This is a genomic window from Paraburkholderia silviterrae (genome assembly GCF_004353915.1).
In the GTDB taxonomy this organism is placed as follows: domain Bacteria; phylum Pseudomonadota; class Gammaproteobacteria; order Burkholderiales; family Burkholderiaceae; genus Paraburkholderia; species Paraburkholderia silviterrae.
In genome coordinates this window covers 204,234-229,318 of record NZ_SMRP01000004.1, presented here as the reverse complement: position 1 = coordinate 229,318, position 25,085 = coordinate 204,234, and the positions used below count along the sequence as shown (strand labels likewise).

21 protein-coding genes are annotated in these 25,085 nt (G+C 66.0%); 15 read left to right on the top strand and 6 right to left on the bottom strand.

Annotation, left to right across the window (positions count from 1 at the left end; all coding sequences use genetic code 11):
* Positions 1 to 24: 24 nt before the first annotated feature.
* Entirely contained in the window at positions 25 to 984 is a 960-nt protein-coding gene (locus EYW47_RS11405) for a tyrosine recombinase XerC (protein ID WP_133194948.1), read from the top strand.
* A gap of 107 nt (positions 985 to 1,091) precedes the next feature.
* Entirely contained in the window at positions 1,092 to 2,300 is a 1,209-nt protein-coding gene (locus EYW47_RS11400; RefSeq protein ID WP_133194947.1) for a class I SAM-dependent rRNA methyltransferase, read from the top strand.
* Positions 2,301 to 2,400: 100 nt separating this feature from the next.
* Here the strand turns inward: EYW47_RS11400 and EYW47_RS11395 are convergent, their stop codons facing one another.
* Positions 2,401 to 4,854 (bottom strand): YadA family autotransporter adhesin, encoded by a 2,454-nt coding sequence (locus tag EYW47_RS11395; protein WP_165976533.1) that lies wholly within the window; start codon positions 4,852 to 4,854, stop codon positions 2,401 to 2,403.
* A gap of 719 nt (positions 4,855 to 5,573) precedes the next feature.
* On the opposite strand from EYW47_RS11395, the gene EYW47_RS11390 reads away from it, so the two are divergent.
* The 4 genes from EYW47_RS11390 (at position 5,574) to hslU (ending at position 10,038) form a co-directional block, all read left to right on the top strand.
* Positions 5,574 to 6,668 carry a CobW family GTP-binding protein gene (locus EYW47_RS11390; protein WP_133194945.1) on the top strand — a complete coding sequence of 365 codons (1,095 nt, stop codon included), beginning with the start codon at positions 5,574 to 5,576 and terminating at the stop codon, positions 6,666 to 6,668.
* 610 nt (positions 6,669 to 7,278) lie between these two features.
* Positions 7,279 to 7,698 (top strand): RNA polymerase-binding protein DksA, encoded by a 420-nt coding sequence (gene dksA, locus EYW47_RS11385; RefSeq protein WP_090541141.1) that lies wholly within the window; start codon positions 7,279 to 7,281, stop codon positions 7,696 to 7,698.
* A 404-nt stretch (positions 7,699 to 8,102) separates the two neighbouring features.
* Positions 8,103 to 8,639 (top strand): ATP-dependent protease subunit HslV, encoded by a 537-nt coding sequence (gene hslV / locus EYW47_RS11380; RefSeq protein WP_133194944.1) that lies wholly within the window; start codon positions 8,103 to 8,105, stop codon positions 8,637 to 8,639.
* A gap of 49 nt (positions 8,640 to 8,688) precedes the next feature.
* On the top strand, positions 8,689 to 10,038 hold the full coding sequence (hslU, locus tag EYW47_RS11375) for an ATP-dependent protease ATPase subunit HslU (protein ID WP_133194943.1): 1,350 nt from the start codon (positions 8,689 to 8,691) through the stop codon (positions 10,036 to 10,038).
* A gap of 152 nt (positions 10,039 to 10,190) precedes the next feature.
* Here hslU and EYW47_RS11370 read toward each other — a convergent pair whose 3' ends face one another.
* Complete coding sequence (locus EYW47_RS11370) at positions 10,191 to 10,733, bottom strand: response regulator transcription factor (protein WP_133194942.1); 543 nt, start codon at positions 10,731 to 10,733, stop codon at positions 10,191 to 10,193.
* A gap of 17 nt (positions 10,734 to 10,750) precedes the next feature.
* Positions 10,751 to 12,316, bottom strand: coding sequence for an ATP-binding protein (locus EYW47_RS11365; RefSeq protein WP_133194941.1), 1,566 nt, complete (start codon positions 12,314 to 12,316; stop codon positions 10,751 to 10,753).
* 117 nt (positions 12,317 to 12,433) lie between these two features.
* Here EYW47_RS11365 and EYW47_RS11360 point away from each other — a divergent pair, with 117 nt between their 5' ends.
* Positions 12,434 to 14,116, top strand: a complete 1,683-nt coding sequence (locus tag EYW47_RS11360; RefSeq protein WP_240763644.1) for a hypothetical protein — start codon at positions 12,434 to 12,436, stop codon at positions 14,114 to 14,116.
* A gap of 127 nt (positions 14,117 to 14,243) precedes the next feature.
* Here the strand turns inward: EYW47_RS11360 and EYW47_RS11355 are convergent, their stop codons facing one another.
* Positions 14,244 to 14,474 carry a cysteine-rich CWC family protein gene (locus tag EYW47_RS11355; protein WP_133194940.1) on the bottom strand — a complete coding sequence of 77 codons (231 nt, stop codon included), beginning with the start codon at positions 14,472 to 14,474 and terminating at the stop codon, positions 14,244 to 14,246.
* Between the two features lie 341 nt (positions 14,475 to 14,815).
* Here EYW47_RS11355 and argB point away from each other — a divergent pair, with 341 nt between their 5' ends.
* The 8 genes from argB (at position 14,816) to EYW47_RS11315 (ending at position 23,327) form a co-directional block, all read left to right on the top strand.
* Positions 14,816 to 15,715 (top strand): acetylglutamate kinase, encoded by a 900-nt coding sequence (argB, locus tag EYW47_RS11350; protein WP_028203194.1) that lies wholly within the window; start codon positions 14,816 to 14,818, stop codon positions 15,713 to 15,715.
* 255 nt (positions 15,716 to 15,970) lie between these two features.
* Positions 15,971 to 16,747, top strand: a complete 777-nt coding sequence (locus tag EYW47_RS11345) for a pyrimidine 5'-nucleotidase (protein ID WP_165976542.1) — start codon at positions 15,971 to 15,973, stop codon at positions 16,745 to 16,747.
* A gap of 327 nt (positions 16,748 to 17,074) precedes the next feature.
* Entirely contained in the window at positions 17,075 to 17,761 is a 687-nt protein-coding gene (gene slmA, locus EYW47_RS11340) for a nucleoid occlusion factor SlmA (protein WP_133194939.1), read from the top strand.
* Positions 17,762 to 17,911: 150 nt separating this feature from the next.
* Positions 17,912 to 18,493, top strand: a complete 582-nt coding sequence (locus tag EYW47_RS11335) for an HdeD family acid-resistance protein (RefSeq protein ID WP_133194938.1) — start codon at positions 17,912 to 17,914, stop codon at positions 18,491 to 18,493.
* A 272-nt stretch (positions 18,494 to 18,765) separates the two neighbouring features.
* Positions 18,766 to 19,911, top strand: coding sequence for a homoserine O-succinyltransferase MetX (gene metX / locus EYW47_RS11330; protein ID WP_133194937.1), 1,146 nt, complete (start codon positions 18,766 to 18,768; stop codon positions 19,909 to 19,911).
* Positions 19,908 to 20,516 (top strand): methionine biosynthesis protein MetW, encoded by a 609-nt coding sequence (gene metW, locus EYW47_RS11325; RefSeq protein ID WP_133194936.1) that lies wholly within the window; start codon positions 19,908 to 19,910, stop codon positions 20,514 to 20,516. Before metX ends, metW begins: the two co-directional genes overlap by 4 nt.
* Positions 20,517 to 20,610: 94 nt before the next feature.
* Positions 20,611 to 22,038 carry an AmpG family muropeptide MFS transporter gene (locus EYW47_RS11320; protein WP_133194935.1) on the top strand — a complete coding sequence of 476 codons (1,428 nt, stop codon included), beginning with the start codon at positions 20,611 to 20,613 and terminating at the stop codon, positions 22,036 to 22,038.
* Positions 22,035 to 23,327 (top strand): M48 family metallopeptidase, encoded by a 1,293-nt coding sequence (locus EYW47_RS11315; RefSeq protein WP_240763643.1) that lies wholly within the window; start codon positions 22,035 to 22,037, stop codon positions 23,325 to 23,327. Before EYW47_RS11320 ends, EYW47_RS11315 begins: the two co-directional genes overlap by 4 nt.
* A gap of 17 nt (positions 23,328 to 23,344) precedes the next feature.
* Here the strand turns inward: EYW47_RS11315 and EYW47_RS11310 are convergent, their stop codons facing one another.
* Positions 23,345 to 24,127: an exodeoxyribonuclease III gene (locus EYW47_RS11310; protein ID WP_133194934.1), complete on the bottom strand. Its 783-nt coding sequence runs from the start codon at positions 24,125 to 24,127 to the stop codon at positions 23,345 to 23,347.
* 63 nt (positions 24,128 to 24,190) lie between these two features.
* Positions 24,191 to 25,027 (bottom strand): PPK2 family polyphosphate kinase, encoded by an 837-nt coding sequence (locus tag EYW47_RS11305; RefSeq protein WP_133194933.1) that lies wholly within the window; start codon positions 25,025 to 25,027, stop codon positions 24,191 to 24,193.
* Between the last annotated feature and the right edge of the window lie 58 nt (positions 25,028 to 25,085).

The following is a 25,085-nucleotide window of genomic DNA, read 5'->3' as shown; positions in this document are numbered from 1 at the left end:
TGACGCCACGCTCAAGTCCCCACCGTGAATCCGACCGACCCGATCGCCGCGTATCTCGAAGAGCTCGAGCACGTGCGCCGGCTTTCGGCGCACACGCTGCGTGGCTATGCGCACGAGCTCGATGAACTGAAAAAGCTCGCGAACGGCCGGCCGCTCGAAAAAATCATGCCCGCCGACGTGCGCGGTGCCGTGGCACGCGCCCACGCGGGCGGCCTCTCGGCGCGCTCGATCGCGCATCGGCTCTCGGCCTGGCGCGCGTTCTATCGCTGGCTCGCGGGCCGCATCGAGCTCGACGCGAATCCGGTGGCCGCGGTGCGCGCGCCCAAGCGCGAGAAGACGCTGCCGAAGGCGCTCTCCGTCGACGACGCCGTGAAGCTCATGGAGGCGCCCGCCTCGGCCACGCATGCGGCCCCTGCCGGCGCAGGCGCCGCGGGCAGTGTCGAGGCGCTGCGCGATCACGCCATGCTCGAGCTCTTCTACTCGTCGGGGCTACGCCTCGCCGAGCTCGTGGGCCTCGACGTGCGCTACGTGAAGCGCGACGGCTACGAATCGGCGGGCTGGCTAAAGCGCGACGCCGCCGAAGTGGAGGTGCACGGCAAGGGCGAGCGCCATCGCCTCGTGCCGGTCGGCAAGAAGGCGCTGGAAGCCCTCGACGCGTGGCTCGCCGTGCGCGGCGCCTGGGTCAAGCACGACGACGCCCCGCTCTTCTTGTCCGTGCGCGGCAACCGCATGGCGCCGGGCGTCGTGCGCGAGCGCGTGAAGCGCGCGGCGCAGCTCGCCGGCATTCCGGCGAACGTCCATCCGCACGTGTTGCGGCACTCGTTCGCGACGCATCTGCTGCAGTCGAGCGGCGATCTGCGCGCCGTGCAGGAGTTGCTCGGCCACGCCAGCATCTCGGCCACGCAGGTCTACACTTCGCTCGATTTCCAGCATCTCGCGAAGGTCTACGACAACGCACACCCACGCGCCAAGAAGCGCGACTGATTAACCTCCGATTCACGCGACTCACACGACTCGCACGATTCACCCGTCATTCGCGCGCGCGGCGCCTCGCAGCGCCGCTCGCCACGACGCCAGGCATCAAATCCATCATGAATATCGTCACTCTCAAGCCGTCGAAAGAAAAATCCCTGCTGCGCCGCCATCCGTGGGTCTATGCCAACGCGATCGAGCGCGTCGAGGGCAAGCCCGCCTCCGGCGCGACCGTTCTCGTGCGCGCGCATGACGGCCGCTTCCTCGCGCGCGCCGCCTACAGCCCGCACTCGCAGATCCGCGCGCGCGTCTGGAGCTTCGACGAGAACGAGCCCATCGACCATGCGTTCTTCAAGCGCCGCGTGCAGCGCGCGGTCGCACACCGCCAGGCGATGGTGAGCGGCACGGGCGCGGTGCGCCTGATCTTCGGCGAGGCAGACGGCCTGCCGGGCGTGATCGTCGACTACTACAAGGAAGACACAGCGGCGGAAAATGCACGCGGCCAGCTCGTCTGCCAGTTCATGGCGGCGGGCGTCGAGGCATGGAAGGAAGCGATCGTCGCGGCGCTCACGGCGGCCACGGGCTGCCCGAACGTGTACGAGCGCTCGGATGTCTCGATCCGCGAAAAGGAAGGGCTCGAGCAGATCACGGGCCTCATGGCCGGCGACGAGCCGCCCGAGACCATCGTGACCAATGAGAACGGCGTGCGCTATCACGTGGACGTGCGCAACGGCCACAAGACCGGCTTCTACGTCGATCAGCGCGACAACCGTGCGCTCGTGCAGACCTTCGCGCCGGGCCGCGACGTGCTCAACTGCTTCTGCTACACGGGCGGCTTCTCGCTCGCTGCGATGAAGGGCGGCGCCACGCGCGTGGTGTCGATCGATTCGTCGGGCGAGGCGCTCGCCACCGCGCAGAAGAACGTCGAGGCGAACGGCTTCGACGCGGCCCGCGCGACCTGGCTCGACGCCGACGCCTTCAAGACGCTGCGCCGCCTGCACGAAGAAGGCGAGCGCTTCGACCTCGTGGTGCTCGATCCGCCCAAGTTCGCGGCCTCGCGCGAGCACGTGGACCGTGCCGCGCGCGCCTACAAGGACATCAACCTCACGGGCCTGAAGCTGCTGCGCCCGGGCGGCCTGCTCTTCACATACTCGTGCTCGGGCGCGATCGATGCGGAGCTGTTCCAGAAGATCGTGGCGGGCGCGGCCGCCGATGCGAAGGTCGATGCGCGCATCCTCAAGCGCCTCGGCGCGGGCGTCGATCATCCGCTGCTCGCGGCGTTCCCGGAAGGTGAGTATCTGAAGGGATTGTTGTTGCAGGTTCTCTAACCGCACGCATAAAAAAACAGGGTCTACGGCCGGAAGGCCGTAGACCCTGTGTCAAACGCCAGCTTTGCCAGCCTTGCGGCTGGCTCGCGCTAGCGAGGCATTACCACTGGTAGCCCGCGCCGACCACGACGCCGGTGTTGCCCGTCGTGCTCGTGTTCGCGGCCACCTTGCCGACCCACTTGTTGTTCTCGGTCACGTACGAGAAACCCAGCGCGCCGCCCGTCTGGCCGCCGTAACGGCCGCCGGCCATCGCGACCATCATCTTGCCCGGCTGCGTCGGCTGCGGCAGGCCCGCGACGGCCATCGCCGCCGCCGTGCCGGCGTATGCCTTGCGCTGCACGTCGCCGATCGAGTCCTGCAGCGAGGAGAGGCCCTGCGACATCTGCGACATCTTCGAATCGGCGTAGTTTTGCGCCTGCTGCTGCGCAGCCGTGAGCTGGTTCACGTTCACCGCGTCCGTGCCCTCGGTACCGGCGGCCACGTTGGTCACCTGACGCTCGTTGCCCGCGGAGCCCACCGAAACCGTGTTGGCACGGTCGGCCACCGAGTTCGCACCCAGCGCGACCGAGTTCTCGGCGCTTGCCGCCGCATTCGCGCCGAATGCGACCGAGCTGGCGCCACTGGCGTTGGCGTTCGCGCCCACTGCCGCCGAATACACGCCGCTCGCCACCGCACCTTCCGTGCTGCGGTTGCCGTAGGCGGCGACAAACGGGTTGTAGGCGTTATCGGCTGCGTTCTGCGCCGCACTCGCGACATTGCTGATCGCATCGTTCAGGTTGCCGACTGCCGAGTTGAGCTGGCCGACGTTGACCGCGTCCATGTCGGCGGTGCCCGCCGCCACGTTGTGGATCGTCGTGCCGCCCGCCACGCCGTTGCCGAGCGTGAGATTGCTGTAGTCGCTCGTGCCGTCGGCGTTCTTGTCGTACGTCACCGCGACGTTCGCCGTGCCGTCATCAGCGATCAGGCCCGAGTTCTTCATCTGGCTGTTGATCTGCGTGCCGATCTGCGTGTTCATCTGCGAAACGTTCACGGCGTCGGTGGCGGCCGTACCGGCCGCGACGTTCGTGATCTGGCGTTCGCTGCCCGCCGCACCCACCGAGACGCTGTTCGCGCGGTCAGCCACCGAAGCCGCACCGAGCGCCACCGAGTTGGCTGCGCTGGCCGACGCATTCACGCCGAACGCAAGCGAACGGTTGCCGAGCGCCGATGCGAGCGTGCCGATTGCGATTGAATCGTCGCTCGCGGCGTTTGCGCCAGCGCCAAAGGCAATCGAACTCAAGCCAGCGGCCGACGCGTTCCAGCCAAGTGCCGTCGCGCCGAGTCCAGAGGCGATGGCTTGCGAGCCCAGCGCGACCGACTGGTCACCTTCGGCGCTTGCGCCGGTACCCTGCGCCACTGCGTTCTCGCCAAGCGCTGCCGCGTTCGAGCCGAGCGCAATCGCACCCTTCATGGAAGCCGAGGCGTTCGAGCCCAGTGCGATCGACTCGTCACCTTGAGCGTTCGCGCCGTTACCCGATGCCAATGCGTTCTCGCCGAGCGCTGCCGCGTTCGAGCCGAGTGCAACCGCGCCATTCGCGCCTGCCGTGGCGAGCGAGCCCAGCGCGACCGACTGGTCGCCTTGAGCGTTCGCGCCGTTGCCGGAGGCCAATGCGTTCTCGCCAAGCGCTGCTGCGTTCGAACCGAATGCAACCGCGCCGTTCGCGCCGGCCGTGGCGAGCGAGCCCAGTGCAACCGACTCGTCACCTGCGGCGCTCGCGCCGTTACCGGTTGCCACTGCGTTTTCGCCAAGCGCTGCCGTATTCGCGCCAAGCGCGATGGCGCCGTTCGCGGAAGCCGTGGCCAGCGTGCCCAGCGCGATCGAATCGTCGCCTGCCGCATTGGCGGCGATGCCCGATGCGAACGAACCCTGGCCCGCCGCTACCGAGTTGACGCCGAACGCCACCGCGCCCGCGCCGTTCGCAATCGCCCCCCAACCCGACGCGACCGTGCCGAAGCCATTCGCGTGGGAGCCGCAGCCCATGGCGGTCGAGTTCAGGCCGAACGCCTGGGTCGCCGCCACGCCGTTGCCCGTTTCCGTCACGTAACCGGCGGTCATCGACGAAAAAGCCTTCATTCCGCTCTGGCCCGGGCCGGCGTTGTACATGTCGTCATAGCTGAGCGCCGAATTCTGCACGCCGAAGCCGTAGATGCCGCCCTTATAGCTGTTGGCCACACCGTCGCCGTAGATGGACTTCGCGTTGACGTTCGTGAGCAGGTTACAGTCGGCGTCGCCGACCATCGCGATCGAGTTGGCCGATGCCGATGCACCCTTGCCGCCCGCGCTGCCGCCCATGGAGGCCGGACCGGACTGGACCGTTTGCATGCCATTGTCCGAAATCGCGATGGAAGCGTGAGCCAGGTTGGACATCGCGCCCGTCGATGCAAGGAGCACACCTGCCACGAGCACGACCCCCGACTTCGCGCGTGCCGGCTTGCCACGCGCTGCGGTCAGCTCCGATGCGGCGACCCACGTGCCCAATACCTTGTTGTAGACGCTGCGATAAACCTTGTTCATATAATCCTCAAAATAATCCGCTCTAAACGTGCAATTAATCCGGCTTCTCATTAATCGAGATTCCCGGAAATTCAAACAGCCCAGCATTAGCCGCCCGACTAATGAGACAGGCAGCCGAAAAACGCCGGCCCAATCCTCGGCAGACGCGAGAAATCCGGCTGGCTACTGGACATACGACGGGCGCCGCAAACACCGCCGGCGTCCGTCTGAACTCCGGCACGGCGTGCGATCAACACGACATCGGCCCTTCAGGTATGCGGCGGAGGTGTTCCCCGCCAGGACTGCGCCCCGATGACCGTCACACCGACTGACTCCGAAGGGAATCCCGTTGGAAATTGCTGTCGGTGAGCGAATTAAAGCGTGCTTCACCCAATCGACGCTTTAGGACGATTTCTAAACTCTTATTTGTGTTGCACAAATGCACATTAAAGAGATCGACATTAATTCGAGATGAACTACATGCATCTGAATAATAATGGGCGCCCGCGCACGGCAAATCCGGCAGTTGCTAATCGCCTGGTCGTCCCCACCTGGGTGAGCAGGTGCGGAGGCCAGCCTCCGGCAGTCGCCGCGCGCAGACCGGGGCTGCGGTCCGCGCCCTCACCGAACGGGCGGCGCGAGCGCGCGCGGCCCAGATATGATTCAATGCCTGGTTATGTTGTAACGTTCGGCTCCCGCGCCGTATCCCACCCCGATTCGAGGCACTCAAGGCACACAGCATGATTCCCGTTACCATCCTCACCGGCTTTCTCGGCAGCGGCAAAACCACCTTGCTCAAGCGCATCCTGAACGAACCGCACGGCATGAAGATCGCCGTGATCGAGAACGAATTCGGCGAAGAGAACATCGACAACGAAATCCTCGTGCAGGACAGCCAGGAGCAGATCATCCAGATGAGCAATGGCTGCATCTGCTGCACGATCCGCGGCGACCTCGCGCGCGTGCTCGGCGACCTCGCCCAGCAAAAGCGCGACGGCAAGCTCGATTTCGACCGCGTGGTGATCGAGACCACCGGCCTCGCGAATCCGGGCCCGGTCGCGCAGACGTTCTTCATGGATAACGAGATCGCCGACGAATTCCTGCTCGACGCCATCATCACGCTCGTGGACGCCAAGCACGGCAACCACCAGCTCGACGAGCACGAAGTGGTGCAGCGCCAGGTCGGTTTCGCCGACCGCCTGTTCATCACGAAGGCCGATCTCGTCGACGAGAACGAACTCGACGACCTGCGCCATCGCCTCGTGCACATGAACCCGCGGGCGCAAATCCGCCAGGTGAATTTCGGCGAGGCGGACATCAAGGAAGTGTTCGACCTGCGCGGCTTCAACCTGAACGCCAAGCTCGAGATCGACCCCGACTTCCTCGCCGAAGACGATCACGCTCATGCTCACGCGCACGACAGTCATGACCATGATCACGCGCACGATCACGATCACGGCGACTGCGACCACGATCACGGCAAGTGCAACCACGAAGGCCACGATCACGGCCACCACCATCATCACGCGCATCACGACGACAAGATCAAGTCGTTCGTGTACCGCAGCGACCGCGCGTTCGATCCGAACCGCCTGGAGGACTTCCTCGGCGGCATCCTGCAGATCTACGGCGAGCGCCTCCTGCGCTACAAGGGCGTGCTCTATATGAAGGGCGTGGACCGCAAGGTGGTGTTCCAGGGCGTGCACCAGATGATGGGCAGCGACCTCGCCGCCAAGTGGCTGCCCATCGAGAAGAAGGGCAGCAAGATGGTGTTCATCGGCATCGAGCTGCCGCAGGACCTCATCACCGACGGCCTCGACGCCTGCCTCGCCTGACGGCGGGCGCTGCCGCGCCGCACCATGTTGTCCCGCAACGCCCGGCCCACAGCCGGGCGTTGTCGTTTCGCACGGCGCCGTTTGGCGCCCCGCTGGTGAGCGAAACACGCCACTACGCCCCTTGGGGTGCCCGTGCAAAATTGCGTTTCTCCGCTACACATGTCAAATAACGTACCCGACCATCGCTTTTTCACGATGGGCGCGTTATATTTTCTGGATATCGACCGTTGACGGAAGCCGCCAATTGAGGGATTTCCCACTTGCGGCGCGAGTTTGCGGTTCGGTTACAATACGGCCCCACTGGAAAGAGAGGCGCCCCGGAATTTCCACTTATGCGGATTTCGGCAGGAATATCGCCTCCCCGGCCGCGCATCGCGTCGCAGCGCGCAGCCGGTACGAAATATGCCTCATGAGCATCTGAATAGCGGTTTCCAGAGGAGTTCGGCCCCGCAGCGGCGCTTAGGCGTCACGACAGCTCAACGTTCGTGCCCGCCGACGCGCACCTTGGCGCGATAAAGCGCGCGGTAAAGTGGGAGAGGCCACTGCGGGCAACACAAAAGTGCAGGCGAGATATGCCAGTTTTGCCTCACTCATTGAAGAAGCAAGCCAGATGACGACGAAACGACTCTTGACCGAAGCCGAAATCCTGAAGATGAGCGACAAGGATTACATGAACGAGGATCAGCTCGCCTTCTTCAAAAACCGGCTCGAACAGCTGCAGGCGGAAATTCTCCGCAATGCGGGCCAGACCACCGAGAATCTGCGCGAAACGGTCATCGTGCCGGATCCGGCCGACCGCGCGACGATCGAAGAAGAGCATGCGCTCGAGCTGCGCACGCGCGACCGCGAGCGCAAGCTGCTGAAGAAGGTGCAGCAATCGCTCGCGCGCATCGACGCCGGCGACTACGGCTGGTGCGAGGAAACCGGTGAGCCGATCGGCATTCCGCGTCTGCTCGCACGCCCGACCGCCACGCTCTCGCTCGAGGCGCAAGAGCGCCGCGAGCTGCGCCAGAAGCTGTTCGGCGACTGATTGGCTGCCGGCGCCGCCGCGCGGCGCGTGCCGGATCTTTCTGCCTTCCTTGTTGAAGCGCACGGAGTCCCGTGCGCTTTTTTGTTTGCGCTTATTGATGCGCGTGCGTTCGTGCCCGGCGCTCCCGCAGAGCTGGCTGCATCCCGCACGGCCGGCGGCATCCCGCGCAAACCTGCACCGACGGCACAAGGCCCGCGCCCCCGCCGGCCCGCTCGCCCACGCTTATCCCGAAATCTGCGCCGCGAGCCCTTGAACTGCCCGCTGCCGCCCTAAACTTCTACCGACACGCCCGCTCGCGCGCCCCGCGCCGGGAGCGGCACGTACCGAATCCGACAACGCGGCGCGGCTGCACAGACCGCGTCGTTCCAGCCTCTGCCTGGCATCAACGGTAAAAAGGAACGCACATGGAGCAATTTCACGGCACGACGATCGTTTCCGTGCGACGCGGCGACAAGGTCGCGCTCGGCGGCGACGGCCAGGTCACTCTCGGCAACATCGTCATGAAGGGTGGCGCGAAGAAGGTCCGGCGCATCTACGGCGGCAAGGTGATGGTGGGCTTCGCCGGCGGCACGGCCGATGCGTTCTCGCTGCTCGACCGCTTCGAAGCCAAGCTCGAAAAGCATCAGGGCAATCTCACGCGCTCGGCCGTCGAGCTCGCGAAAGACTGGCGCACCGACCGCATGCTGCGCCGCCTCGAAGCCATGCTGATCGCCGCTGACGAGCAAACCACGCTCGTCATCACCGGCAACGGCGATGTGCTCGACCCCGAAGGCGGCATCTGCGCGATCGGCTCGGGTGGCGCGTATGCGCAGGCCGCGGCGCGCGCGCTCGTCGAGAACACCGAGCTCTCGCCGCGCGAGATCGTCGAGAAGTCGCTCGAGATCGCGGGCGACATGTGCATCTATACGAATCACAACCGCGTGATCGAAACCATCGAGTAACCCGCCGCGCGACATCGAACAACGCGCGTACAGACGAGAAGGAATCAGGATGAGCACCATGACCCCCGCCGAGATCGTCTCGGAACTCGACAAGCACATCATCGGCCAGGCCAACGCGAAGAAGGCCGTGGCCGTCGCACTGCGCAACCGCTGGCGCCGCCAGCAGGTGGCCGATCCGCTGCGCCAGGAAATCACGCCGAAGAACATCCTCATGATCGGGCCGACGGGCGTCGGCAAGACCGAAATCGCACGGCGTCTCGCGAAGCTCGCGGACGCGCCCTTCATCAAGATCGAAGCGACCAAGTTCACCGAAGTGGGCTACGTGGGCCGCGACGTGGACAGCATCGTGCGCGACCTCATCGAAATCTCGGTGAAGCAGACGCGCGAATCGGAAATGCGCAAGGTGCGCAGCAAGGCCACCGATCAGGCCGAGGACCGCATCCTCGACATTCTGCTGCCAACCGCGCGGCCGGTGGGCTTCGGTTCGTCGGATGCATCGAGCCATAGCGAAGGCGACAACGCCACGCGTCAGACCTTCCGCAAGCGCCTGCGCGAAGGCCAGCTCGACGACAAGGAAATCGAGCTCGACGTCGAGCAGCCGCAAGTGGGCATGGACATCATGGGGCCGCCGGGCATGGAAGACATGACCGAGCAGATCCGCTCGATGTTCGCCAATCTCGGCGGCGGCAAGAAGATGCGCCGCAAGCTCAAGGTGAAGGAAGCCCTCAAGGTCCTCACCGACGAAGAAGCGGCGAAGATGCTCAACGACGAAGAGGTGAAGGCCAAGGCCGTGCAGAACGTCGAGCAGAACGGCATCGTGTTCCTCGACGAAATCGACAAGATCGCGTCGCGCAACAACGAAGGCAGCGGCGGCGGCGAAGTCTCGCGCCAGGGCGTGCAGCGCGATCTGCTGCCGCTCGTGGAAGGCACGACCATCAACACGAAGTACGGAATGGTGAAGACCGATCATGTCCTGTTCATCGCGAGCGGCGCGTTCCATCTCTCGAAGCCGAGCGATCTGATCCCCGAGCTGCAGGGGCGCTTTCCGATCCGCGTGGAACTCGATTCGCTCTCCGTCAAGGACTTCGAAGCGATTCTGGTCGCCACCGATGCGAGCCTCGTCAAGCAGTACCAGGCGCTGCTCGCCACGGAAGACGTGCAGCTCGATTTCGCCGAGGACGGCATTCGCCGGCTCGCGGAAATTGCCTTCTCCGTGAACGAGAAGACCGAGAACATCGGCGCGCGCCGTCTCTATACGGTCATCGAAAAGCTGCTGGAAGACGTTTCGTTCGCCGCCGGCAATCATGCCGGCCAGAGCGTGACCATCGACGCCGCCTATGTCGACAAGGCGCTCGGAGAGGTCGCTCAGGACGAGGACCTGTCGCGCTACGTGCTGTAACGCTGCGCGCTTGCCGCGCCAGGCGTGCGAACTGAAGCCTGCCGCGCGCAGGCTGGAACGAAAAGGGGCTCCGCGCCATGCGGAGCCCCTTTTCTTTTGCGCGCTGCTTGTGCACTAAGTGCACGTAGTGCGCTTAGTGCGTTTTGACGCGCTTACTGGCGCACCGGCCGCTTGGCGAGCTTGCGCTGCAGCGTGCGCCGATGCATGTTGAGCGCGCGCGCCGTGGCCGAGATGTTGCCGCCGTGCTCGGCCAGCACGCGCTGAATATGCTCCCACTCGAGGCGCGCAACCGAAAGCGGCGCGGGATGCTCGATGGCCGCCTCGGCCTGCAACGCGCTCGCATCGCCCTGCAGCGCGGTGAGAATCATTTCCACGTTCGCCGGCTTGGCGAGATAGTTGTCCGCGCCATCCTTCACGGCCTGCACCGCCGTGGCGATGCTCGCATAGCCCGTGAGCACGAGCATGCGCGCGTCGGGCTGCAGGCTGCGCAACGGCGCGATCAGCGAGAGACCCGAGTCATTGCCGAGATGCAAGTCGACGGTAACCTGCGAGAACTTCTGCTGATTCGCGAAACGGATCGCTTCTTCGGCGTTGTGCGCCTGCTGCACCTGGTAGCCGCGTCGTGTAAGGCCGCGCGTGAGGATGTCGGAAAACACTTCGTCGTCGTCGATCACCAGGAAATTCATATCGCTCATACTGCTTCTCCGTGTTGTCAGCCGGCGTCGGGCCGGCCTGGTCCTTCGCCTCGTCCAATTTCCGAACTCTGGGCCGCGGTGCCGCCGCGCGCCGCCTCGCTCGACTGAGCCGCCGGGTTCACCGCGTCCCCCCGCGCCTCCGTCTTCACCGGCACGTGCAGGACCGCACGCGTGCCGCGCGACTTGCGTGCGCGGGCGCCGCCGTTTGCAGCGCCCGTGACCGGTGGCTCCCGCGTACTTGCGTGAGACGCTCCAGTGCCAGACGCCGCGGCGCCACCCGGCGTTGCGCCGTCCCCGGCAGCAGCGCCCGGCGCAGCGGCTCCCGGCGCACTGGCGCTCACTGCCGCTGCCCCAGACGCAGCAGCGCCCGACGCAACGGCGCCCGCCGATACATCGGCGAGATCGATCGAACCGCCCAGCCGCGCCGCAGACGAAAACGCGAGATACAGCCCCACGCCGTGACCGCCCTGCGTGCTTTCCACGGGCGCCGCGCCAAGCGACGCGCGTAGCGCCACCGGGATGCCCGGCCCCGCGTCGCACACTTCGAAATCCATAAAGCCCGCCCGCGACGCGGGGTACGCACGCAGCGTCACGAAATCGCGGCTCGCGCGCGCTGCGTTGTCGAGCAGGATCGTGAGGATCTGGCCGACAGCAACGGTATCCTCGATGTACAGGTCAGAAGGCGCATTGCCAGGCAGTTCGAACTTCACATGCGGATGGCGCAGGCGCCATTGTTCGACGAATGGCCCGAGCCATTCGCTCACGGCCTGGCGGCTGCCCGTGGACGACGCCCGGCTGCGCAGCCGCGCGAGCGCCGACGTGCACAGCGTGATCTGCTGGTCGAGCAGTTCGAGGTCGGCGCCATACGGCGCGAGACCTTTGTCGGTACGCGCGATGTCGCGCAACTCCTCGGTGAGCATCGCGATGCTCGAGAGCGGGGTGCCGATCTCATGCGCGACGGTGGCCGCCTGCACCCCAAGCGCGACCGCGCGCTCATCGCGCAAGAGGCGCTGCTGTGCGTCGGCGAGCGCGGCTTCGCGCTGGCGCAGCGCTCGCGACATGCGCGCGACGAACCACACGATGAGCGCCACGCTCACCATGAAGTTCACCCACATGCCCGCACGGTAGTAGTCGAAGAGATTCGCGGGATTGTCGAGATTGAGCGGGACGTTGTCGAAGCCGAGTAGTACGTAACAAGCCACGGCAAAGCACGCGAGCCACGCGGTGAGATACCACGGCAGCACGGCGGCCGCGATGGCGAGCGACGGCAGATAAAGCGAGACGAACGGATTGGTCGTGCCGCCCGAGAGGAACAGCAGCGCGGAGAGCGCGCCGAGGTCGACCCAGATCTGGCCGAACAATTCGAGATTGGACTCGGGACGGTCTTGCGTGACGCGCAGCCAGGTGACGCCGTTGAACGCCACTTCCATGGCGATCACGAACAGCATGGCGGGCAGCGGCAACTGCACGCCGAAGAAGAATTGCACGAAGGCGATCGTGCAGAGCTGGCCAATGATGGCGAGACTGCGCAGCCAGAACAAATGGCTGAGATTGACGCGAGCACTGACGGTTATGCGATGCATGGTGCCAGTTTACCTGTTCGGACTCGTCTGATTCATTATCTTGAAAAGGTTTGCTTCAATCTAAGTCATCCGCTGGCTACATTCGAAACGGCGTTTTCCGGCAAGGTAGAAGACAAGATGCAGACTCCGCTTCCCGACATGCTTGCGCGTACGCGTGAGCTATTTCTCGATTTCGTCGACGCCGCAACGAGTGACGCAACCGGCATAACTGGCACAAGCGACGCCACGGCCCACGCGCTGCTCGCCAAGGCACGCGCCTCGCTGCGAGGCCTCCACGACGATGCGCTCATGCTCATTGCGGCACGCGCTCAAGATCCTGCACTGGCCACCGAGGCCATACGCCTGAGCGCCGCGATCGCGAGACTCGAACCGCAGCGTGCCGCTGCATGGTTCGCCGCGGGTCTCGCACTCCAATTCGCCAATCGCCACGCCGACGCCATTGAACCTTACCGCCGCGCGCTCGCAATCGAGCGGACGTTTCCAAATCTGCGTAACAATCTTGCCGGCGCATTGATACAGATCAAATCCGATAGCAGTGAAGTCCTCGCGCTGCTCGACGAGACTGTCGCAATGGAGCCCAACAACGCCAACGCCTGGATCAACCTCGGCCGGGTGCTGCCCACCGACACCGACGTGACGCGCCCGCTCGAGGCGAGTCGCCGCGCGCTCGCACTTGCTGCGCATAGCGCGCTGGCCGCGAACAACTACGCGATGGCGTGCAGGGAAGCCCAGCAATGGGACGAAGCCGAGCGGGCCGCACGCAGCGCATGCCAGTATGCGCCGAACGACGCATCGACACGCTTGAACCTGTCGATGATCCAGCTCATGCGCGGCAACTTCGCCGAAGGCTGGCCCGGACACGAGGCGCGCTGGCAGGGGGCGAGCGAGCTGGCCGCGGGCCGCCCGGCCTTCCCCAAACCCGAATGGCGAGGTGAGCCGCTGGCTGGCCGCACGTTGCTCGTGTGGGGCGAGCAAGGCAAGGGCGACCTGCTGCAGTTCTGCCGCTACATTCCCATGCTCGCCGAGCGCGTGCATCGCGAAGGCGGCAAGCTCGTCTGGAATTCGTTCCCGCAAATGGGCGCGCTGCTCTCGCGCAGCCTCGGCAGTCATTGCGATTTGTACTGCGCCGGCGGTGGCGTCGAGGCATTGCCGCCTTACGACTGCGAAGTGTCGCTGCTGAGCCTGCCGCTGATTTTTGGCACGCGCGAGGACACGATTCCCGGCCCGGCGCGCTATCTCGCGCCGGAGCCCGCGGCGGCGGCACGCTGGCGCGAACGGCTCGCGGGAGAGCGGCGCCTGAAGGTCGGGCTTGCCTGGACGGGCAGCCTCACACACAAGCGCAATCCGTTCCGGCGCGTCGGGCTCGAGCGCTTCGCGGCGCACTTCGCGGGCATCGCCGACGCGGCGTTCTATTCGCTGCAACCGGGTGCGCAGGCCGACATCGAGGCCGCGCGCGCGACGGGCTTCGAGATCGCGGACTTCAGCTCCGAGTGGCACACCTTCGACGACACCGCCGCGTTCGTCGACGCGCTCGATCTTGTGATCTCGGTCTGCACGTCGAGCGCGCATCTGGCGAGTGCGCTCGGCCAGCGCACGTGGGTGCTGCTGGACGTGAATCCGCATTGGGTCTGGGAGCTGGAGCGGCGCGACAGCCCCTGGTATCCGCACACGACGCTGTATCGGCAGAAGCGCTTCCGGGAGTGGGAACCGGTGCTCGATGATGTGAGCGCCGACCTGCGAAAGCTCGCCGTCGAACATCGGGCGTCGCGGGCGCAGCAGGAGCCGCGGCCGGCGCAATAAGCCATGCCGTAGCAACAACGCAATCGCGCTCGCCTTGCGGAGCGCGAACGCGGGCGGTCGATACGGTGTGCAATCCGCGGGACAGCTCAGCTGCGGCGCCCCGCGCGGCCCGGAGGCATTCGGACGCTCAGCGGCTTTCGCCGGTGTTGCGCGGCGCAGCGCCCGCGGCAACGGCGGCGGCCAGGCACTCGGGGCACAGGCAGCGTCCGCGCGGATCGAGCTGGCTCGCCGGCACGGCGGGCAGCGTCTTGCACCAGCAGTCGAACGGCTCGGTGTGCCTGCCACAGTCGAAGGCACTGCCGCAACGCGGGCAGCGTGCGCGCTTGACGGCGTGGGCGGGGCTTGCGGGGGCGGTCATGGCGGCGCGCTCCTGGCGAGGCCGGATTCAGCGATGGGAAAATGATGCCACAGGACGGCGCTTGCGCCCGCAGTTCAGCCATCGTTCACCCTGCGTTCACCCGGCCGCTCACCCATCGGACGGATTTGGGCGGAAATAGTGCATGATCGCCTGGAATTCATGCCCGTTGTGCGCAGCGGCGCGCACGGGCAACGCCCAGTTGCGCCGTCGCCCGCCCACCCTGTCGAAAACCCTGCTGCACCGCGCCAGTCCTGTACAATTCGGCCTGTTTCAGCCGCGCTTTCGCGAGCGCGCCTTTTTCAGCCGTTTTTCGCCCCGTTTTCCTGTCCAGTCCCGCCGCCATGTCCGAGCCCATCGACCTCTCGCAGATCGCGCCCACCCTGAAAGCCGAAATCCTGGCCGAAGCGCTGCCCTACATCCGCCAGTACCACGGCAAGACTGTCGTCATCAAGTACGGCGGCAACGCCATGACCGAAGAGCGGCTCAAGCAGGGCTTCGCGCGCGACGTCATCCTGCTCAAGCTCGTGGGCATCAATCCGGTCATCGTGCACGGCGGCGGCCCGCAGATCGACACGGCGCTCAAGAAGATCGGCAAGCAAGGCACCTTCATCCAGGGCATGCGCGTCACGGACGAAGAAACCATGGAAGTCGTCGAGTGGGTGCTCGGCGGCGAGGTGCAGCAGGACATCGTCACGCTCATCAATCACTTCGGCGGCCATGCGGTCGGCCTGACCGGCAAGGACGGCGGCCTGATCCACGCGCGCAAGCTGATGATGCCGGACCGCGACAACCCGGGTCAGTACATCGACATCGGCCAGGTGGGCGAAGTCGAGGCGATCAACCCGGCGGTCGTGAAGGCGCTCCAGGACGACGCGTTCATTCCGGTGATCTCGCCCATCGGCTTTGGCGAGGACGGCCTGTCGTACAACATCAACGCGGATCTCGTCGCGGGCAAGCTCGCGGTCGTGCTCAACGCCGAGAAGCTCGTGATGATGACCAACATCCCCGGCGTGATGGACAAGGCGGGCAACCTGCTCACCGACCTTTCCGCACGCGAGATCGACGCCCTGTTCGAGGACGGCACGATCTCGGGCGGCATGCTGCCGAAGATCTCGTCGGCGCTCGACGCGGCCAAGAGCGGCGTGCGCTCCGTACACATCATCGACGGCCGCATCGAGCACTCGGTGCTGCTCGAAATCCTGACCGAGCAGCCGTTCGGCACGATGATCCGCTCGCACTAAAATCCAGACCGGGTGCTGCCCGCCGGTGGCCCGCGCGGCCACCCGGGCCTCGCCTGCGGCGTACAGGCTCGCGCTTCGCCTGCTTTTCGCATGATGAACGTCTCACGCCCGCTTCGCCGCCGGCCGCAACACGCCCGGCGCTCCTCGCAAGCCGCACCGGCGCCGCTGCCCGCGCGCGGCCCGGAGTATGGCGCCCCCGCCGATCGCGGCCCGAGCTTACGCGGCCCGAGCTACGGCGCTCCCGGCGATCACGGTCTGGGCTACGGCGCCCCCGGCGATCGCGCCCGGAGCTACGGCGCCCCCAGCGATCGCGCCCCGGGCTACGGTGCCCCCACCTTACGCGGCCCCGTCTGGCTCTTCGATCTCGACAACACGCTGCACGGCGCCTCGCGCGCGATCTTCCCGGCCATCAACCGCGGCATGACGCAGTACATCGTGGACGCGCTCGGCGTGAGCCTCGACGTCGCGAACCATCTGCGCGCGAGCTACACGCACCGCTACGGCGCAGCGCTGCTGGGCCTCACGCGCCATCATCGGATCGATCCGCACGATTTCCTGAAGGTCGTGCACACCTTCGACGACCTGCACGCGATGCTGCACGCCGAGCGCGGCCTCGCGCGCACGCTCGCGGCGCTACCTGGCCGCAAGATCGTGCTGACCAACGGGCCCACGGACTACGCGCACGCGGTGCTCGCGGCGCTCGGCATCGAGCGGCAGTTCGAGTGCGTCGTGGCCATCGAGCATATGCGCACGCGCGAACGCTGGCGCGCCAAACCCGATTCCGCGATGCTGCGCAAGACGCTGCGCGATGTGGGCGTCGCATTCGCCGACGCGATCCTCGTCGAGGACACGCGCGGGCATCTGAAGCGCTACCGGCGCCTCGGCATCCGCACGGTCTGGATCACGGGGCATCTGCCCACGCGCATGGCGCGCAACGGTCGCCCTCACTATGTCGATCATTGCGTTCGTTCGCTAAAATCGCTGGGGCGCGGCCTGCACAGCGGCGCATTGCGCAGTCGATCACGCGCTTGAGCATCTGCGGGCGCAAACGCAGGTAGCGGGCATGCCGCGTGCGGACCGCCGCGGCGCACAAGAGCACAAACGCGCAGGAGCGCAGGCGCACAAGAGCACAGACGCACAGGCAGCCCAGGCGCAACGCTCGCCGGACCACGAGCGCAAACGCGGCAAACCTGCCAAACACCGGACCGCGGCAACGCAAAAGCAGCACAAAAGCAACGAGAAAACCGCAAAGCAACAGCGAATCCGGAGCCGCAGCACCTCCGGAGCGACAATAAACGGCAAGACTCAAGCGGCCGGGCGGGATTGCAGCCCGCCAGCCGGACTCAGGGGGCGACATTCATGCAGCCGACCGAAACGCGTGACCCAGTCGTAGCAACCGCATCAGCCGATTCTCCAGACGCCGCACCGCGCCGCGGCAGCCGTCCGAAGCCGGGCGAGCGCCGTGTGCACATCCTCCAGACGCTCGCTTCGATGCTCGAAACGCCGCGCGGAGAAAAGATCACCACCGCCGCGCTGGCCGCGCGCCTGGGCGTCTCCGAGGCCGCGCTCTATCGCCATTTCGCGAGCAAGGCGCAGATGTACGAAGGCCTCATCGACTTCATCGAGCAGACGCTCTTCCAGCTCATCAACCAGATCGTCGCGAAGGAGCCGAGCGGCGCGTTGCAGGCCCGCGCGATCGCCTTGATGTTGCTTCAGTTTTCGGCGAAGAACGCCGGCATGACGCGCGTGCTGACCTGCGAGGCGCTCGTGGGCGAACACGAGCGCCTCGCCGAGCGCGTGAACCAGATGCTCGACCGCATCGAGGCCACCTTGCGTCAGTGCTTGCGCGTCAGCAATGCTGAGCAAGCGCAAACCGAGGGCGGCACGGCCGACGGTCGCTTGTCAAAAAGCGGTTACGATCCCGCTGTCCGCGCCAGTTTGCTCGTGCGCTATGTGATCGGTTGCTGGCACCGCTACGCGCAAAGCGGGTTCAAGCGCTCGCCCAGCGAGCATGCCGACGAGCAGATTCGCGTGATTCTTCAATAGCGCAACCACGCCAAAGGCACCAGGTTCGCGCGTCTCGCCCCACGCAAGGCATGGAGTGCGCCGCGTTTCGTCGCCGCGCTCCCGAGCGCCTCGCATGGGGCACGCACCAGGCGTTAAAGCGCCCGGTGCGCTCAAACGGAGAAAAACCGCATGAGCCGTCCCATTCCTCCCACTGCCCTGCCCAATCTCGCCGGCCTCTCCGCCCATTGGGGGTGGCTGCTCGCGCGCGGCGTCGCCGCCATCGTGTTCGGCGTGCTCGCCTACGCCTGGCCCGGCCTCACCGTGCTCACGCTCGCCATCGTCTGGGGCGCCTACGCGATCGTCGACGGCGCCTTCGCACTGCTCTACGGTGCGCGCGGCGGCGGAACGCGGCGCTGGTCCTATATCGTCGTCGGCCTGATCGGCGTGATCGCGGGGCTCGTGGCGTTCTTCTGGCCCGGCGAGACGGCCATCGTCCTCGTGATGATCATCGGCTTCTGGGCGCTCGCCGTGGGTGTCTTCGAGATCGTCTATGCGATCCAGTACCGGCACGCGATCGCGCATCCGTGGGCAGTCGGTCTCTCTGGGCTGCTCTCGGCCGCGGTGGGCTTTTTCATCATCATGTTTCCGGGCGCGGGCGCGCTCTCGCTCATCTGGGTGATCGCCACCTACGCGGTGCTGTACGGCATCTTGATGATCGTCGCGGCATTCCAGTTGCGGCGCTGGCACAGCGCGCACCCGCTCGGCGCCTGAGTCGCGCGACAGGCAAGCGGGCGGGCCGGCGCTGCGGCGCCGGTTCGTCCGCGTCATTGCACGCGGCGTTTTCCGTTATACTTTGCGTTCCTTGTGCATCACCCACGCGCCGATTTGCTGACTCGATTGCGGGCGCGTGAACTCCTGGCCTGTCGCTGACGGCGCCCGAAGTTCGATATAAATGCGGCTAAAGAGGTCGTCAGCTGCGCCAATCCTTTCGCACTCCGCGCCCGCCGACACCGTTTAGCCGCCCAAAAAACCAGGCGGAACGAATGGAATCAATCGGCATCGTCGCTCCTCAAACACTGCATTTCGACGAGCCTCTGCAATTGCAGAACGGCACGGCGCTCGCCGGGTACGACCTCGTGGTCGAGACCTACGGCTCGCTCAACGCCGCGCGCAGCAATGCGGTGCTCGTCTGTCATGCGCTCAACGCGTCGCATCACGTCGCGGGCGTCTACGCGGACAACCCGAAAGACGTCGGCTGGTGGGACAACATGGTCGGCCCGGGCAAGCCGCTCGACACCAACCGCTTCTTCGTGATCGGCGTGAACAATCTGGGCTCGTGCTTCGGCTCGACCGGCCCGATGAGCATCGACCCCGCCACGGGCAAGCCATGGGGGGCGCGCTTTCCAGTGGTGACGGTGGAAGACTGGGTGGACGCCCAGGCGCGCGTGGCCGACCGCTTCGGCATCGAGAAGTTTGCCGCCGTGATGGGCGGCAGTCTCGGCGGCATGCAGGCGCTCGCATGGAGCCTGCGCTATCCCGAGCGTCTCGCGCACTGCATCGTGGTGGCCTCCACGCCCAAGCTCTCGGCGCAGAACATCGCATTCAACGAAGTGGCACGCTCGTCGATCCTATCGGACCCCGACTTCCACGGCGGCGACTACTACGCGCACAACGTGAAGCCCAGGCGCGGGCTGCGCGTGGCGCGCATGATCGGCCACATCACCTATCTCTCGGACGACGACATGGCCGCGAAATTCGGCCGCGCGCTGCGCCGCGCCGAGGGCGCCGTGAACGAGTACAACTTCAACTTCGACGTGGAGTTCGAGGTGGAGTCGTATCTGCGCTATCAGGGCGACAAGTTCGCCGATTACTTCGACGCCAATACGTATCTGCTCATCACGCGCGCGCTCGACTACTTCGATCCGGCAAAGGACTTCGACGGCGATCTCACGCGCGCGCTCGCGCACACCCAGGCGAAGTACCTCGTGGCGAGCTTCAGCACCGACTGGCGTTTCGCGCCCGCGCGCTCGCGCGAGCTCGTGAAGGCGCTGCTCGACCACAAGCGTCAGGTCACCTACGCCGAGATCGACGCGCCGCACGGCCACGACGCCTTCCTGCTCGACGACGCGCGCTATCACGGCGTCATGCGCGCCTATTACGAACGCATTGCCAACGAGGTGGGGGCATGAACCAGAGCGCTTTCGACAGTCTTTCCGCCCGTCCCGACTTTCGCACCATCGCGCGCTGGGTCGAGCCGCGTGCCACCGTGCTCGACCTCGGCTGCGGCGATGGCGCATTGCTCTCGCTGCTCTCCGAAGAGCTCGAATGCACGGGCTACGGCATCGAACTCAACGACGCGGGCGTGCTGGCCTCGGTGGGCAACGGCATCAACGTGATCCAGCAGAATCTGGAGGACGGCCTGCGCCTCTTTGAAGACGCGAGCTTCGACTTCGCGATCCTCTCGCAGACGCTGCAGACCATTCACCAGACCGCCGCGATCCTGCGCGAGACGGCGCGCGTGGGCAAGGAATGCATCGTTTCGTTTCCGAACTTCGGCTACTGGCCGCACCGCCTTTCGGTGCTACGCGGACGCATGCCGGTTTCGAAATCGCTGCCTTACCAGTGGCACAACACGCCGAACGTGCGTGTGCTCACGGTGAAGGACTTCGAGGCGCTCGCGCCCGAGGTCGGCATCGAGATTCTCGACCGCGCCGTGCTGCACGGGGGCCAGACGGTTCGATGGGGCGTGAACTGGCGTGGTAGTCTTGCGGTCTATCGCGTGAAGAAGCGCTGACGCCGGCAGCGGCGTCGCGCATCTTTCACAGATTACAGACCTGGAAACCACGCGGGTCACCGCGCCGCCGCCCTCCGCCGACACTCCGGACGACATGCAGAATCCGCCCCAAGAGGCCTCCTCCCAGACACCCCAGACGTCCCAGACATCTCACAACCTGGACGCACACGAAGAACACCCCGGCTGGCGCGCGTATCTGAACACGCACATGCTGATCTGCGTGTTTCTCGGCTTCACTTCGGGGCTGCCGCTCTTCACGCTCGTCTCTCTCGTGCAGGCGTGGCTGCGCTCCGAAGGTATCAATCTCAAGGAAATCGGCCTCTTCGCGCTGATCCAGATTCCCTACGCGTGGAAGTTCGTCTGGGCGCCGCTCATGGACCGCTACGTGCCGCACCTGGCCCGCTGGCGCCCGGGGCGCAGGCGCGGCTGGATGCTCGTCACGCAGATTCTGGTGGCGGGCGCGATCGCCACGCTCGGCTTCGTCTCGCCCAAAGAATCGATCTGGACCGTGGCCGCGCTCACTGCGCTCGTGGCGTTCTTCGGCGCGAGCCAGGACATTTGCATCGACGCCTACCGGCGCGAGTTGCTCAAGGACACCGAGCAGGGCCTCGGCAACGCGGTGCACGTGAACGCGTACAAGATCGCGGGGCTCGTGCCCGGCTCGCTCGCGCTGATTCTCTCGGACCATCTGCCGTGGAGCACCGTGTTCGTCGTGACCGCGGCATTCATGATCCCCGGCATCATCCTGTCGCTCGTGGTGAGCGAGCCCGAAGTGCATGGCGCACCGCCGAAAAATCTGGGCCAGGCGATCGTGCAGCCGTTCGCCGAATTCGTGAAGCGCGATGGTTTGGCCGCCGCGCTCTTCGTGCTCGCTTTCATCTTCCTCTACAAGCTCGGCGACACGATGGCCACGACGCTTTCGACGTCGTTCTTCCTCGATATCGGCTACTCGCGCACGGAGATCGGCGTGATCGCCAAGATGACTTCGCTATGCGCGAGTCTCGCGGGCGGCATCATCGGCGGCGTGGCGCTCGTGAAGATCGGCATCGGGCGCGGTTTGTGGATCTTCGGCTTCCTGCAGATGGTCTCGACGCTCGGCTTCGCCTGGCTCGCGCAGCTCGGCCCCGCCTCGCCCTCGCTCGCGCTCATCTATGACGCCATGATGTCGGTGAGCCACGGCGTCGCGCACGTTGCCAGCCTGGTCGGCCTGAACGCGCAGCTCGCGCTGGACCCGCGCGCCGCCGCGCTCACGCTCGTCTACGGCCTGGAGACGTTCGCGACCGGCCTCACGCTCGCCGCCTTCACCGCTTATATCGCCAGCACGACCGATCCGCGCTACACCGCCACGCAATTCGCGCTGTTCACGAGCCTGGCCTCCGTGCCGCGCACGCTTGCGTCCGCAGCAAGCGGTTACCTGGTCGCGAAGATCGGCTGGTTCGACTACTTCATCGTCTGCACGGCGCTCGCCCTACCGGGTATGCTCCTGCTCATTCGTATCGCCCCGTGGAGAATCCGGTCGTGAAGTCCCGCCAGCATGCCGTGCCCGTCCACCGCCCGACGCCCGGCCGTCCGGGACGCAGCGACGCGCGCCGAACAGCGGATCAGGGACGAGGCGACGCACGGGCAGAGGCGAGCGGCAACGCGCGCGGCACGGGTTCATCGGCGCTACGCATGCGCGCGGCTCGCCGCACGCTCGCGCTGGCACTCGCCACGGCGCTGCCCGTTTGGGGAACCCTCCATGCCGGACTCGCCAGCGCCGCCGAGAATGGGGCCGCTAACGCGCCATCCAGTGCAGCTGGCAACGCACCTGCCAATGGGCCCACGAGCGCACCCGCCAACGCACCCACCACCGCACCCGGCAGCACATCGGCCAACCCGGCTGTCGCGCCGCTGCTCGCGAGTCCAGCGGAAACGCCCGGCGCGGCCGCCGCATCGTCGGGTGCAAACGCGCCGAGCGCGGCGGGCAACTACGCGGCCAGCGCCAGCGGCCCGAGCACGGGCCGCGTCGTGCGTTTCGGCAACATCGCCGCGTTTCGCAACCTGATTCCCTCGCCGATGCTCGAGGCGCAGGCCGCCGCCGAATACAACGAGATCGTGCGCGGCGCGGCGCACTCGAAACTGCTCTACCCCGAGTCCGATCCGCACGTGCAGCGCGTGCGCGAGTTCGTCGACCGGCTCGCGCCCTACGCGCTGAAGTGGAGCGACCGCGTGAAGCTCTGGAAGTGGGAAGTGGCGGTGATCCGCTCGCCGGACATCCGCATGTACTGTCTGCCGGGCGGCAAGATCGTGGTGTACGGCGGCCTGCTTGATCGCGTCAAGCTCAACGACAACGAGCTCGGCATGCTGCTTGGCCATGAGATCGCGCATGCGGTGCGCGAGCATGTGCGCGAGCGGCTGGGCGAGCAGCAGGCCGCGCAGATCGAGGCGGGCGTGGTGCCGCAGCTCTTCGGGCTCGCCGATCTCGGCGTGTTCCCGCTCGGCATTGGCTCGCGTCTCGTGGAGATGCACTATGGCCGCGACGACGAAACCGAAGCCGACGTGATCGGCAGCGACATCGCCGCACGCGCGGGCTTCGATCCGCGCGCGGCGCTCACGCTCTGGGACAAGCTCGCGGTGGCCACACGCGCCGACCGCGACCAGGGCTTCATCTACGTGCACCCGTACACGGCGGCGCGGCGCGCGGACATCGCCAAGCGCCTCGCCGACATGATGCCGCTCTACGCCAAGGCGATCGGCAAGCCGCTGGCCAGCTTGCCCGACTATCAGGGCATTCCGGCCATTCAAAAGCGCAAGGTGGTGTTGGCGCCCTAAGGCGCGTGGGTGCGCGCTCAGCGCTTCTTGATCTTGTAGTCGTAGTCGATGGTCAGCGGCGCGTGGTCGCTGAACTTGATGTCCTTGAAGATGGACGTGTCCTTCGCCGTGGCCGCGATGCCGGGCGTCGCGATCTCGTAGTCGATACGCCACCCCACGTTCTTCGCATAGGCCTGGCCGCGGTTGCTCCACCACGTGTACTGCTCGGGGCGCGGGTCGAGCTTGCGGAACACGTCCACGTAGCCCACATCGTCGAAGAGCTTCGTGAGCCAGGCGCGCTCTTCAGGCAGGCAGCCGGAGTTCTTCTGGTTGCCCTTCCAGTTCTTGATGTCGATTTCCTTGTGGACGATGTTGACGTCGCCGCAGAGGATCACTTCGCGATCGCGCTTGAGTTCCTCCAGATGCGGCAGGAACGCGTCCATGAAGCGATACTTCGCTTCCTGGCGCTCCTCGCCGCTCGAACCCGAGGGCACATACACCGAAATCACCGAGAGCTTGCCGAAGCGCGTCTCGACGTAGCGGCCTTCCGCGTCGAACTCCTCGCTGCCGAAGCCGATGATCACGTCGTCGGGCTCGTGGCGCGTGTAGACGCCCGCGCCGCTATAGCCCTTCTTCACGGCGTGCTGGAAATAGCCCTTGAAATCGTGCGGCGCCATGAATTCGGGCGTCATGTCGTCCTGCGAGCACTTGATTTCCTGCACGCAGAGCACGTCGGCGTTTTGCTCGCCGAACCATTCGAAGAAGCCCTTCTTCGCCGCGGAGCGGATGCCATTGAGGTTCGCGGTGATCACACGCAGCATGTCTTCATTCCTTTTGATTTGCGCGGGTTGGGGGTAAGGCGCGAGGCGCGCTTGACTCGGGCGTCACTCGATTTTCACGCCCTTGAGCTCGGCCTTGGCGGGCGGATATTCGAGCTTGAGTCCTTCCATCAGGCGCAGCAGCAGCTCGGCCACCATCACGTTGCGATGCGTCTTCGAGTCGGCGGGAATCACGTACCAGGGCGCAAGCTCCGTCGATGTGGCCGCGAGCGCGTCGCGATACGCCGCTTGATAGGCGTCCCAGTGCTTGCGCGCCTCGAGGTCGGAAAGATCGAATTTCCAGTGCTTGGTGGGGTCGTCGATGCGCGCCTGAAGGCGGCGGCGCTGCTCGTCTTTCGAAATGTGCAGCCAGCACTTGATGATGGTCGTGCCGTTCTCCGCGAGCATCGACTCGAAGTCGCGGATCTGCCGGTAGCGGCGCTCGCATTCCGTCTTGTCGATCTGCCCGGTCACGCGCGGCACGAGCACGTCTTCGTAGTGGCTGCGGTTGAAGATGGCCAGCTCGCCGGCGCCCGGCGCCTGCATGTGCACGCGCCAGAGGAAATCGTGCGCCGCCTCGATGGGCGTGGGCGCGCGAAACGGCACGGTACGCAGGCCGAGCGGATCGACCTCGTGGAACACGCCGCGGATGGTGCCGTCCTTGCCGCTCGTGTCCATGCCCTGGAGCACCAGCAGCACGCGATGGTGACGCTGCGCATGCAGGCGCTCCTGCAGCACGTCGAGCTTGACGCCGATTTCCGTGAGGTGCTCGCGGTCGCCGTCCTTGCTGCCGGTCGAGAACGGCTTCGCGGCCGGGTCGATCGCCTCGGGCGAGAAGGTGTCCGCTTTCTTGTCGCCGAAATACGGCACGCGGAAATCGTCGAGACTCGGGGACTTCGCCATGCGTTGCTCTCCTCTGTCGATGCACTTTGCGGGATCCTGAAACGGCAAGGCGGCGTCA